Below are 12,443 nucleotides of genomic sequence, written 5' to 3'. Positions count from 1 at the left end.
ATAAGACATGGGACTCGAAGAAAAGCTGCCGAGCGGATTCCTGCTCACCACCGTCGAGCAGGCCGCGGGCTGGGTGCGCAAGGCGTCCGTCTTCCCGGCCACCTTCGGACTCGCCTGCTGCGCGATCGAGATGATGACCACCGGAGCCGGCCGTTACGACCTGGCGCGCTTCGGCATGGAGGTCTTCCGCGGCTCGCCCCGCCAGGCCGACCTGATGATCGTGGCCGGCCGGGTCAGCCAGAAGATGGCGCCGGTGCTGAGGCAGGTCTACGACCAGATGCCCAACCCCAAGTGGGTGATCTCCATGGGCGTCTGCGCCTCCTCGGGCGGCATGTTCAACAACTACGCCATCGTGCAGGGCGTCGACCACATCGTCCCGGTCGACATCTACCTGCCCGGCTGCCCGCCCCGCCCGGAGATGCTGATGGACGCGATCCTCAAGCTCCACCAGAAGATCCAGTCCACCAAGCTCGGCGTGAACGCCGAGGAGGCGGCCCGTGAGGCGGAGGAGGCGGCGCTCAAGGCCCTCCCCACGATCGAGATGAAGGGGCTGCTGCGGTGAGCGACGCGAACGGCACCCAGGGTGCGGGCGGCGTGAACGGCTCCGACGGGGTCAACCCCGAGAAGGACCTCGCCGCCGACAACCTCCCCGGACAGCGCGGCCAGGGCGGTGAGGAGATCCGCGTCCAGCGCGGCATGTTCGGCGCCGACCACGGCGGCGACACCTCCGGTTACGGCGGCCTGGTCCGCTCCGTTCGCCTCCCGGGCCCGGCGAGCCGGCCCTACGGCGGCTGGTTCGACGAGGTCGCCGACGAACTGGAGGGCGCGCTGGAGGAGCAGGGCCTGCTCCCCGAGAACGCCATCGAGAAGACGGTCGTCGACCGCGGCGAACTCACCTTCCACGTCGAACGCGAACACCTGCTCCGCGTCGCCCGCACCCTGCGCGACGACCCGGCTCTGCGCTTCGAGCTGTGCACCGGCGTCAGCGGGGTCCACTACCCGCACGACAAGGGCCGCGAGCTGCACGCCGTCTACCACCTGCGCTCGATCACCCACAACCGGCTGATCCGCCTCGAGGTCAGCGCCCCCGACCACGAGCCCCACATCCCGTCGCTGGTCTCCGTCTACCCGACCAACGACTGGCACGAGCGCGAGACCTGGGACTTCTTCGGGATCGTCTTCGACGGCCACCCCGCGCTGACCCGGATCATGATGCCGGACGACTGGCAGGGCCACCCGCAGCGCAAGGACTACCCCCTCGGCGGCATCCCCGTCGAGTACAAGGGGGCCCAGATCCCGGCTCCGGACCAGCGGAGGTCGTACTCATGAGCACGCAGTCGGCAGCAGCCCGCGAGACCACCGAGGGCGCCGTCTACACGGTCACCGGCGGCGACTGGGACGAGGTCGTCCAGTCCGCGGCCCGCGCCGACGACGAGCGCATCGTCGTCAACATGGGCCCCCAGCACCCCTCCACCCACGGGGTGCTGCGGCTCATCCTGGAGATCGAGGGCGAGACGGTCACCGAGGCCCGCTGCGGCATCGGCTACCTGCACACCGGCATCGAGAAGAACCTCGAGTTCCGCACGTGGACGCAGGGCACCACGTTCGTGACGCGCATGGACTACCTGACGTCCTTCTTCAACGAGACCGCCTACTGCCTCGCCGTCGAGAAACTCCTCGGCATCGAGGACCAGATCACCGAGCGCGCCAAGATCATCCGGGTGCTCCTGATGGAGCTGAACCGGCTCTCCTCCCATCTGGTGTGCATCGCCACCGGCGGTATGGAGCTGGGCGCCACCACGATCATGATCTACGGATTCCGTGATCGTGAAATGATTCTCGACATCTACGAGCTGGTCACGGGCCTCCGGATGAACCACGCCTACATCCGGCCCGGCGGACTCGCCCAGGATCTGCCGCCCGGCGCGGTGGACCAGATCCGCGAGTTCGTGAAGAAGATGAAGAAGAACCTCCCGGAGTACGACGCGCTCGCCACCGGGAACCCCATTTTCAAGGCCCGCATGCAGGACGTCGGCTACCTCGACCTGGCCGGCTGCATGGCCCTCGGCGCCACCGGTCCGATCCTGCGCTCCACCGGCCTGCCGCACGACCTGCGCAAGACCCAGCCGTACTGCGACTACGAGACGTACGACTTCGACGTCCCCACCGCCGACACCTGCGACGCCTACGGCCGGTTCCTGATCCGCCTGGAGGAGATGCACCAGTCGCTCAGGATCGTCGAGCAGTGCCTGGACCGGCTCCAGCCCGGCCCGGTCATGGTCGCCGACAAGAAGATCGCCTGGCCCGCCCAGCTCGCCCTGGGACCGGACGGCCTCGGCAACTCCCTCGACCACATCAAGAAGATCATGGGCACCTCCATGGAGGCCCTGATCCACCACTTCAAGCTGGTCACCGAGGGTTTCCGCGTCCCGCCCGGGCAGGCGTACGCGGCGGTCGAGTCGCCCAAGGGCGAACTCGGCGTGCACGCCGTCTCCGACGGCGGCACCCGCCCCTTCCGGGTCCACTTCCGCGACCCGTCCTTCACCAATCTGCAGGCCATGGCGGCGATGTGCGAGGGCGGCCAGGTCGCCGACGTCATCGTCGCCGTCGCGTCCATCGACCCCGTGATGGGAGGCGTCGACCGGTGACCACCTCTTCTTCCCCGCGGGCCGAGCAGGGCGTCAGCCTCGGCATGCCCGAACTGCCCGCGCCCGCCTACCCGGACGACGTCCGCGGCCGGCTGGAGCGGGACGCGCGTGAGATCATCGCCCGCTATCCCGACTCCCGGTCCGCCCTCCTGCCGATGCTGCACCTCGTGCAGTCGGAGGAAGGGCACGTCACGCGCACCGGCATGGCGTTCTGCGCGGACGTGCTCGGCCTGACCACGGCCGAGGTCACCGCGGTCGCCACCTTCTACACCATGTACCGGCGCAAGCCGTCCGGCGACTACCAGGTGGGGGTGTGCACCAACACCCTGTGCGCGGTGATGGGCGGCGACGCGATCTTCGAGACGCTCCAGGAGCACCTGGGCGTCGGCAACGGCGAGACCACCGACGACGGCAAGGTCACCCTGGAGCACATCGAGTGCAACGCGGCCTGCGACTTCGCGCCGGTCGTGATGGTCAACTGGGAGTTCTTCGACAACCAGACCCCGGCGAGCGTCAAGCGCCTGGTCGACGACCTGCGCGCCGGACGGCCGGTGACGCCGACCCGCGGCGCGCCCATGTGCACCTTCAAGGAGACCGCCCGGATCCTGGCGGGCTTCCCCGACGAGCGGGAGGGTGCCGCCGAGGCCGGCGGCAGTGCGGGACCCGCTTCGCTGGCGGGCCTCCGCCTGGCCAGGGGAGAGGCCGCGCCCGCGCGCGTGGTCCATCCCCGCGTGAGCGGCCCGCGGGACGCCGTGCACGAGCCGTCACCGGCGGAGCACCTCAGCTCCCACGACGCGCCGCAGGACACATCGGCCTCCGACCCGTCCCATTCGGCGGGACCCGTGGCAGAGGAGGGGGAGTGATGACGGTGTCCACCAACTACGGGGGCGCCTCCCAGCCGGAGGCCGGCGGAGGGGCGAGCCCCGAGAAGCTGCTCGCACCCGTGCTGTCGGCCTTCTGGGACGAGGACCGGTCCTGGACGCTGGACGTCTACCGGCGGCACGAGGGATACGAGGGGCTGCGCAAGGCGCTCGCCATGTCGCCGGACGAGGTGATCGCGTACGTCAAGGAGTCCGGACTGCGCGGACGCGGCGGCGCGGGCTTCCCGACCGGGATGAAATGGCAGTTCATTCCCCAGGGCGATGGAAAACCACACTATCTGGTTGTCAACGCCGACGAATCGGAGCCGGGCACCTGCAAGGACATCCCGCTCCTCTTCGCGAACCCGCACAGCCTCATCGAGGGCATCGTGATCGCGTGCTATGCCATCCGGTCTTCGCATGCCTTCATCTATCTGCGTGGTGAAGTCGTCCCCGTGCTGCGGCGGTTGCACTCGGCCGTGCGCGAGGCCTACGCGGCCGGCTACCTCGGCGAGAACGTCCTGGGCAGCGGACTGGACCTCGACATCACCGTGCACGCCGGCGCCGGCGCGTACATCTGCGGCGAGGAAACCGCGCTGCTGGACTCGCTCGAAGGCCGCCGCGGACAACCGCGGCTCCGTCCCCCCTTCCCTGCCGTCGCGGGCCTCTACGCGTGCCCGACTGTGGTGAACAACGTCGAGTCGATCGCGTCGGTTCCCGCCATCCTGCAGAACGGCAAGGAATGGTTCAGGTCGATGGGCAGCGAGAAGTCCCCGGGCTTCACGCTGTACTCGCTCAGCGGCCACGTCGCCGGCCCCGGCCAGTACGAGGCCCCGCTCGGCATCACCCTGCGCCAGCTGCTCGACATGAGCGGCGGCATGCGGCCCGGGCACCGGCTGAAGTTCTGGACGCCGGGCGGCTCCTCCACCCCGATGTTCACCGACGAGCACCTCGACGTCCCCCTCGACTACGAGGGCGTGGGGGCCGCCGGCTCCATGCTCGGCACCAAGGCCCTGCAGTGCTTCGACGAGACGACCTGCGTGGTGCGGGCCGTGACCCGGTGGACCGAGTTCTACGCCCACGAGTCCTGCGGCAAGTGCACGCCGTGCCGCGAGGGGACGTACTGGCTCGTCCAGCTGCTGCGGGACATCGAGGCCGGCAAGGGCGTCATGGCCGACCTCGACAAGCTGAACGACATCGCCGACAACATCAACGGCAAGTCCTTCTGCGCCCTCGGCGACGGCGCCGCCTCGCCGATCTTCTCCTCCCTGAAGTACTTCCGCGCGGAGTACGAGGAGCACATCACGGGCCGCGGCTGCCCCTTCGACCCGGCCAAGTCGACGGCCTGGGCGGACCAGCACACGGAGGTGCTCGCATGACCGTGACCACCAACGCCCCCTCCTCGGGCGGCTCGGCGGCCCTCCCGCCGGAGGACCTCGTGACGCTGACGATCGACGGCGTGGAGATCAGCGTGCCCAAGGGCACCCTGGTCATCCGGGCCGCCGAGCAGCTCGGCATCGAGATCCCCCGGTTCTGCGACCATCCGCTGCTCGACCCGGCCGGCGCCTGCCGCCAGTGCATCGTCGAGGTCGAGGGCCAGCGCAAGCCGATGGCGTCGTGCACCATCACCTGCACCGACGGCATGGTGGTCAAGACCCACCTGACCTCGCCGGTCGCCGAGAAGGCCCAGCACGGCGTGATGGAGCTGCTGCTCATCAACCACCCGCTGGATTGCCCGGTCTGCGACAAGGGCGGCGAGTGCCCGCTGCAGAACCAGGCCATGTCGCACGGCAACGCCGAGTCCCGCTTCGACGGGAAGAAGCGGACGTACGAGAAGCCGGTCCCGATCTCCACCCAGGTGCTGCTGGACCGCGAGCGGTGCGTGCTGTGCGCGCGCTGCACCCGCTTCTCCCACCAGATCGCCGGCGACCCGATGATCGAGCTGATCGAGCGGGGCGCGCTCCAGCAGGTGGGCACCGGCGAGGGCGACCCCTTCGAGTCGTACTTCTCCGGCAACACGATCCAGATCTGCCCGGTCGGCGCGCTCACCTCGGCGGCGTACCGGTTCCGCTCCCGTCCCTTCGACCTGGTCTCCTCGCCGACCGTGTGCGAGCACTGCTCGGGCGGCTGCGCGACCCGCACCGACCACCGGCGCGGCAAGGTCATGCGGCGGCTCGCCGCCAATGACCCCGAGGTCAACGAGGAGTGGATCTGCGACAAGGGGCGGTTCGCGTTCCGCTACGCGCAGCTGAAGGACCGGCTGACCACCCCGCTGGTGCGCAACCCCGAGGGGGATCTGGTGCCGGCGTCCTGGCCGGAGGCGCTGGAGATCGCCGCCCAGGGGCTGCTCGCCTCGCGCGGCCGGACCGGCGTCCTCACCGGTGGCCGGCTCACCGTCGAGGACGCCTACGCGTACAGCAAGTTCGCGCGCGTGGCGCTGGACACCAACGACATCGACTTTCGCGCGCGCGTGCACAGCGGGGAGGAGGCCGACTTCCTGGCCGCCCGCGTCGCCGGGCACGGCCGGGACGTGGACGGCACCGGCGTCACCTACACCGCGCTGGAGCAGGCGCCCGCCGTGCTGCTCGTCGGATTCGAGTCCGAGGAGGAGGCGCCCGGCGTCTTCCTGAGGCTCCGCAAGGCCTGGCGCAAGCACGGGCAGAAGGTGTTCGCACTGGCCACGCACGCCACGCGGGGTCTTCAGAAGGCGGGCGGCACGCTGCTGCCGGCCGCTCCCGGGACCGAGACCGAATGGCTGGACGCGCTGGCGAGCGGCGTCGGTCTGGAGGACGCCGGCAGCCAGGCCGCGCAGGCGCTGCGCGCCGAGGGCGCGGTGCTCGTCGTCGGCGAGCGGCTGGCGTCCGTGGCGGGCGGCCTGACCGCCGCCGTCCGGGCCGCGACCGCGACCGGCGCCCACCTGGTGTGGATCCCGCGCCGGGCGGGCGAGCGCGGCGCGATCGAGGCGGGCGCGCTGCCGGCGCTGCTGCCGGGCGGCCGCCCGTCGACCGACCCGCGCGCGCGGGAGGAGGTCGCCGCCGTGTGGGGCGTGGCCGAACTCCCGCACCGCTACGGCCGCGACACCGGCCAGATCGTCCAGGCCGCCGCCGACGGCGAACTGCAGGCGCTGCTGGTGGCCGGCGTGGAGATCGCCGACCTGCCCGATCCGACACGCGCGCGTGCCGCGCTGGGCGAGGTCGGCTTCCTGGTCTCGCTGGAGCTGCGGCCCAGCGAGGTCAGCGAGCACGCCGACGTGGTCCTGCCGGTGGCGGCCGTCGCCGAGAAGGCGGGCAGCTTCCTCAACTGGGAGGGCAGGGTGCGCTTCTTCGAGGCCGCCCTCAAGCCCGACCAGATGACCCGTCGCCTCGCCCCCAGTGACCTGAGGGTGCTGCAGATGCTGGCCGACACCATGGACGTGCACCTGGGGCTGCCGGACCTCAGGACCGCGCACGCCGAGCTGGACCGGCTGGGCGCCTGGCGCGGGCCGCGCGCCGACGACCCGGTGGAGAGCGCGGGGGCGCTGCCCCGGCCGGCCGCCGGGGAGGCGGTCCTCGCAGGCCACCGACTGCTGCTCGACCACGGCGTCCTCCAGGAGGGCGACGAGGCGCTGGCCGGCACCCGGCACGCGGCACGCGCGCGCGTGTCGGCCGCCACCGCCGCCGAGGCGGGCGTCGCGGACGGCGAGGCGCTGGCCGTGACCGGTCCCGCCGGGGCGGTCGAACTGCCGCTGGAGATCACCGACATGCCCGATCGGGTGGTGTGGCTCCCGCTGAACTCCGCCGGCTCCGGCGTCGCCTCCGACACCGGGGCGCGGCCCGGCTCCCTCGTCCGCATCGGCCCGGCGCCCCGCGCGACCGGGGCCCCCAAGGAGGTGGAGGCATGAGGTCGTCCCTCGCCGCGGAGAACCTCTCCATGTTCGGCACCGACCCGTGGTGGCTGGTCGTCGTCAAGGCGGTGTTCTGCTTCGCCTTCCTGATGGTGACGGTGCTCTTCTCCATCGTGTGGGAGCGCAAGGTCGTCGCCTGGATGCAGCTGCGCATCGGCCCCAACCGGCACGGCCCCTGGGGCATGCTCCAGTCGCTCGCCGACGGCATCAAGCTGATGCTGAAGGAGGATGTCGTCGTCAAGCGCGCGGACAAGGTCGTCTACGTCCTCGCGCCGATCGTCGCCGCGATCCCGGCCTTCATGGCGATCGCGGTCATCCCCTTCGGGCCGGCGGACAACGAGGTCTCGGTCTTCGGCCACCGCACGGCGATGCAGCTGACCGACCTGCCGATCGCGATGCTCTACATCCTCGCGGTCGCCTCGGTCGGCATCTACGGCATCGTCCTGGCGGGCTGGAGCTCCGGATCGACCTACCCGCTCCTGGGCGGCCTGCGCTCCTGCGCCCAGATGATCTCGTACGAGATCGCCATGGGCGCCGCGTTCGCCTCGGTGTTCCTGTACTCGGGATCGATGTCGACGTCGACGATCGTCGAGCAGCAGCACGACCGCTGGTACATCCTGCTGCTGCCGGTCTCCTTCATCCTCTACATCGTCACGATGGTCGGCGAGACCAACCGCGCCCCCTTCGACATGCCGGAGTCCGAGGGCGACCTGGTCGGCGGCTTCAACACCGAGTACTCGTCGATCAAGTTCGCGATGTTCATGCTCGCCGAGTACGTGAACATGGTGACGGTCTCCGCCGTGTCGACCACGCTCTTCCTGGGCGGCTGGCGGGCGCCCTGGCCGATCAGCACCTTCTGGGAGGGCGCCAACCACGGTTGGTGGCCGCTGCTCTGGTTCGTGATCAAGGTCCAGCTGCTGCTGTTCTTCTTCATCTGGCTGCGCGGCACCCTCCCGCGGGTGCGCTACGACCAGCTGATGAAGCTCGGCTGGAAGGTGCTCATCCCGGTCTCCGTGGTCTGGCTGATGCTCGTCGCGACCGTACGGACCCTCCGCAACCAGCACTACGACTTCGCCGACATCGCCCTCTACGTCGGCGGCGGCGTCCTGGCCCTGCTGATCCTGTCCTTCGTCGCCGACATGTTCCGCGAGAAGGCCAAGGAGACCGGGGAGGGCGCCGCCGTGCCCGCCGGGTTCGACCCGATGGCGGGCGGCTTCCCCGTACCGCCGCTGCCCGGACAGGAGCTCCCGCCGGTGCCCAGGCGCCGCCCGCGCCGCGACCGGGAGCTGATTGTCAGTGGTGGATCGGACACTGTCAGTGACGGATCTCTGGATGGAAAGGAGGCGTCCGATGGCTGAGGAACCCAAGGAGACCAAGCCCGGTTTCCTGAACCCGGTGGCCGGCTTCGGCGTGACCTTCAAGGCCATGTTCAAGAAGCGGCTGACCGAGCAGTACCCGGAGCAGAAGAAGACCACCGCTCCGCGTTTCCACGGACGGCACCAGCTCAACCGCCATCCGGACGGCCTGGAGAAGTGCGTCGGCTGCGAGCTGTGCGCCTGGGCCTGCCCCGCCGACGCCATCTACGTCGAGGGCGCCGACAACACCGACGAGGAGCGCTACTCGCCGGGCGAGCGCTACGGCCGCGTCTACCAGATCAACTACGCCCGCTGCATCCTGTGCGGGCTGTGCATCGAGGCGTGCCCCACGCGCGCGCTGACGATGACCAACGAGTTCGAACTGGCCGACTCCAGCCGCGCCAACCTCATCTACACCAAGGAGCAGCTGCTCGCCGGCCTCGAAGAGGGCATGGTCGACACGCCGCACGCCATCTACCCGGGGACGGACGAGCAGGACTACTACCGGGGCCTGGTGACCGAGGCGGCGCCCGGCACCGAGCGCCAGGTGGCCCTCTCCAAGGGCGAGAAGCCCGCGGGCGAGGAGGTGGACGCATGAGCGCGCAGCTCGCCGCCTACGCCACCTCCACCGGGGAGGCCTTCCAGTTCTGGGTGCTCGGCACCGTCGCGGTGATCGGCGCCCTGTGCACCGTCTTCATGCGCAAGGCCGTGCACAGCGCCCTGTGCCTGGCCGGGACCATGATCGTCCTCGCGGTGTTCTACCTGGCCAACGGCGCCTACTTCCTCGGCGTCGTGCAGATCGTCGTCTACACCGGCGCGATCATGATGCTGTTCCTGTTCGTGGTGATGCTCGTCGGCGTGACCGCGGCGGACTCCCTGAAGGAGACCATCAGGGGCCAGCGGTGGCTGGCCCTGCTGTGCGGGGTCGGCTTCGGCGTCCTGCTCTTCGCGGGCATCGCCAACGCCTCCCTGAAGGACTTCGCCGGAGCCGGCAAGGCGAACGCCGGCGGCAATGTGGAGGGCCTCGCGTCCCTCATCTTCACCCGGTACGTCTACGCGTTCGAACTCACCGGCGCCCTGCTCATCACGGCCACCATCGGCGCGATGGTGCTCACCCACCGCGAGCGCACCGAGCGGGCGAAGACCCAGCGGGAGCTGGCCGAGCAGCGGGTGCGCGAGGGCAAGCACGTACCGCCGCTGCCGGCGCCCGGCGTCTACGCCCGGCACAACGCCGTGGACATCGCCGGCCTGCTGCCCGACGGCACGCCGTCCGAGCTCACCGTCAGCAGGACGCTGCGCGAACGCGGCCAGATCCGCGACGTCTCGGCCGAGGCGCTGGGCGACCTCAAGGCCATCGAGCAGCGCGCCGAGGAGCGGCTGGAGCGCACCGGGAACAAGCCGGCGGCCCTCAAGCGGACCGAGGAGGCGTCGAAGTGAACCCCGTCAACTACCTCTATCTCGCCGCCCTGCTGTTCACGATCGGCGCCACCGGCGTGCTGATCCGGCGCAACGCCATCGTGGTCTTCATGTGCGTCGAGCTGATGCTGAACGCCTGCAACCTCGCGTTCGTCGTCTTCTCCCGCATGCACGGCAACCTCGACGGCCAGATCATCGCCTTCTTCACGATGGTCGTCGCCGCAGCGGAGGTCGTGGTGGGGCTCGCGATCATCGTGTCGCTGTTCCGTTCCCGCCACTCGGCCTCGGTCGACGACGCCAGCCTGATGAAGCTGTAAGGGGTCGGAAGAATCGTGGAGAACCTGATTGCGCTGCTGATCGCGGCGCCTCTGCTCGGAGCGGCCGTCCTCCTGGTCGGCGGCCGGCGCCTCGACGCCGTCGGCCACTGGCTCGGCACCCTGCTCGCGGCCGCCTCCTTCGGGATCGGCCTGGTCCTCTTCGCCGACCTGCTCGGCAAGGGCGCCGAACACCGGACCATGGTCCAGCACCTGTTCAGCTGGATCCCGGTGGCCGGCTTCCAGGCCGACGTCACCTTCCGGCTCGACCAGCTGTCGATGACGTTCGTGCTGCTGATCACCGGCGTCGGCTCGCTGATCCACCTGTACTCGATCGGGTACATGGAGCACGACGAGCGGCGCCGCCGCTTCTTCGGCTACCTCAACCTCTTCCTCGCGGCGATGCTGCTGCTGGTCCTCGCCGACAACTACCTGCTGCTGTACGTCGGCTGGGAGGGCGTCGGTCTCGCCTCCTACCTGCTGATCGGCTTCTGGCAGCACAAGCCGAGCGCCGCCACCGCGGCGAAGAAGGCCTTCCTGGTCAACCGGGTCGGCGACATGGGCCTGTCCATCGCGATCATGCTGATGTTCACGACGTTCGGCACCTTCGCCTTCGGTCCGGTCCTCAGCCACACCGGTGACACCGGCGAGGGCAGGCTCACCGCCATCGCCCTGATGCTGCTGCTCGCCGCCTGCGGCAAGTCCGCCCAGGTGCCGCTGCAGTCCTGGCTCGGCGACGCGATGGAGGGCCCGACCCCGGTCTCCGCCCTCATCCACGCCGCCACCATGGTCACCGCCGGCGTCTACCTCATCGTCCGCTCCGGGGCGATCTTCAACGCCGCGCCCGACGCGCAGCTCGTCGTCACCGTCGTCGGCGCGGTCACGCTCCTGTTCGGTGCGATCGTCGGTTGCGCCAAGGACGACATCAAGAAGGCGCTGGCCGGCTCGACCATGTCGCAGATCGGCTACATGGTGCTGGCCGCGGGGCTCGGCCCCATCGGCTACGTCTTCGCGATCATGCACCTGGTGACGCACGGCTTCTTCAAGGCCGGGCTGTTCCTCGGCGCCGGCTCGGTCATGCACGGCATGAACGACGAGGTCGACATGCGCAAGTACGGCGGCCTGCGCAAGTACATGCCGGTCACCTTCATCACCTTCGGCCTCGGCTACCTCGCCATCATCGGCTTCCCGGGCCTGTCCGGCTTCTTCTCCAAGGACAAGATCATCGAGGCGGCCTTCGCCAAGGGCGGCACCGAGGGCTGGATCCTCGGTGGCGCGGCCCTGCTCGGCGCGGCCATCACGGCGTACTACATGACACGCGTGATGCTGATGACGTTCTTCGGCGAGGAGCGCTGGCGCGAGCGGCCCACCGCGTCCCCGGCCGAGCCCGACGTGGAGCCGGCCGCCGAGAAGCGCGGCGCGCACGCGGAGCCGCACCCGCACGAGTCGCCCGCGGTCATGACGATCCCCATGATCGTGCTGGCCGTCGGGTCCGTCTTCGGCGGCGCGTTCTTCAGCATCGGCGACCGCTTCCTGCACTGGCTGGAGCCGGTCACCGGGCACAGCGAGGGCGACTCGCCGCTCAGCGCGGCGACGGTCACCGGAGCCACCATGGTCTGCCTGGTGGTCGGCGTCGCCGTCGCCTGGGCCCAGTACGGCCGCAAGCCGGTCCCGGCCGTCGCCCCGCGCGGTTCGCTGCTGACCCGGGCCGCCCGCCGCGACCTGCTCCAGGACGACTTCAACCACGTCGTCCTGGTCCGCGGCGGCGAGCACCTCACGCGTTCGCTGGTGTACGTCGACCACACCCTGGTCGACGGCGTCGTCAACGGCACGGCGGCCTCCATGGGCGGCCTGTCCGCACGGATGCGCCGGCTGCAGAACGGCTTCGCGCGCTCCTACGCGGTCTCGATGTTCGGCGGTGCGGCGCTCCTGGTCGCCGCGACCCTGCTGATGAGGGCGGTCTGATA

Annotated in this window: 11 protein-coding genes; all 11 read left to right on the top strand. The window is 70.2% G+C overall.

Annotated elements, in window-relative coordinates; genetic code table 11:
* Positions 1–7: 7 nt before the first annotated feature.
* The 11 genes from ACH5A8_RS20160 to nuoL are packed head-to-tail and all read left to right on the top strand — an operon-like array spanning position 8 to position 12,441.
* Positions 8–562, top strand: a complete 555-nt coding sequence (locus ACH5A8_RS20160) for an NADH-quinone oxidoreductase subunit B family protein (RefSeq protein ID WP_009190037.1) — start codon at positions 8–10, stop codon at positions 560–562.
* Positions 559–1,329: an NADH-quinone oxidoreductase subunit C gene (locus ACH5A8_RS20155; RefSeq protein ID WP_399003721.1), complete on the top strand. Its 771-nt coding sequence runs from the start codon at positions 559–561 to the stop codon at positions 1,327–1,329. The genes ACH5A8_RS20160 and ACH5A8_RS20155 overlap by 4 nt, the downstream gene beginning before the upstream one ends.
* Positions 1,326–2,648 (top strand): NADH-quinone oxidoreductase subunit D, encoded by a 1,323-nt coding sequence (locus tag ACH5A8_RS20150; protein WP_399003719.1) that lies wholly within the window; start codon positions 1,326–1,328, stop codon positions 2,646–2,648. Before ACH5A8_RS20155 ends, ACH5A8_RS20150 begins: the two co-directional genes overlap by 4 nt.
* Positions 2,645–3,511: an NADH-quinone oxidoreductase subunit NuoE gene (gene nuoE / locus ACH5A8_RS20145; RefSeq protein WP_399003717.1), complete on the top strand. Its 867-nt coding sequence runs from the start codon at positions 2,645–2,647 to the stop codon at positions 3,509–3,511. The genes ACH5A8_RS20150 and nuoE overlap by 4 nt, the downstream gene beginning before the upstream one ends.
* A complete protein-coding gene (nuoF, locus tag ACH5A8_RS20140) occupies positions 3,511–4,887 on the top strand; it encodes an NADH-quinone oxidoreductase subunit NuoF (protein WP_399003715.1) in 1,377 nt (458 codons plus the stop codon). The genes nuoE and nuoF overlap by 1 nt, the downstream gene beginning before the upstream one ends.
* On the top strand, positions 4,884–7,388 hold the full coding sequence (locus tag ACH5A8_RS20135) for an NADH-quinone oxidoreductase subunit G (protein WP_399003713.1): 2,505 nt from the start codon (positions 4,884–4,886) through the stop codon (positions 7,386–7,388). Before nuoF ends, ACH5A8_RS20135 begins: the two co-directional genes overlap by 4 nt.
* Entirely contained in the window at positions 7,385–8,749 is a 1,365-nt protein-coding gene (nuoH, locus tag ACH5A8_RS20130) for an NADH-quinone oxidoreductase subunit NuoH (protein ID WP_399003711.1), read from the top strand. Before ACH5A8_RS20135 ends, nuoH begins: the two co-directional genes overlap by 4 nt.
* Positions 8,742–9,344: an NADH-quinone oxidoreductase subunit NuoI gene (nuoI, locus tag ACH5A8_RS20125; RefSeq protein ID WP_399003709.1), complete on the top strand. Its 603-nt coding sequence runs from the start codon at positions 8,742–8,744 to the stop codon at positions 9,342–9,344. The genes nuoH and nuoI overlap by 8 nt, the downstream gene beginning before the upstream one ends.
* The gene (locus tag ACH5A8_RS20120) at positions 9,341–10,183 is read left to right on the top strand and encodes an NADH-quinone oxidoreductase subunit J (RefSeq protein ID WP_399003707.1); all 843 of its coding nucleotides are present in this window, start codon (positions 9,341–9,343) and stop codon (positions 10,181–10,183) included. The genes nuoI and ACH5A8_RS20120 overlap by 4 nt, the downstream gene beginning before the upstream one ends.
* The gene (gene nuoK / locus ACH5A8_RS20115; protein WP_018568277.1) at positions 10,180–10,479 is read left to right on the top strand and encodes an NADH-quinone oxidoreductase subunit NuoK; all 300 of its coding nucleotides are present in this window, start codon (positions 10,180–10,182) and stop codon (positions 10,477–10,479) included. Before ACH5A8_RS20120 ends, nuoK begins: the two co-directional genes overlap by 4 nt.
* A gap of 15 nt (positions 10,480–10,494) precedes the next feature.
* Complete coding sequence (nuoL, locus tag ACH5A8_RS20110; RefSeq protein ID WP_399003705.1) at positions 10,495–12,441, top strand: NADH-quinone oxidoreductase subunit L; 1,947 nt, start codon at positions 10,495–10,497, stop codon at positions 12,439–12,441.
* The last annotated feature ends 2 nt before the right edge of the window (positions 12,442–12,443 follow it).

Source organism: Streptomyces sp. NPDC018610 (genome assembly GCF_044391765.1).
Classification (GTDB): Bacteria; Actinomycetota; Actinomycetes; order Streptomycetales; family Streptomycetaceae; genus Streptomyces.
The sequence above is the reverse complement of the archived record's forward strand: the minus strand, read 5'-3'. Positions and strand labels throughout refer to the sequence as shown.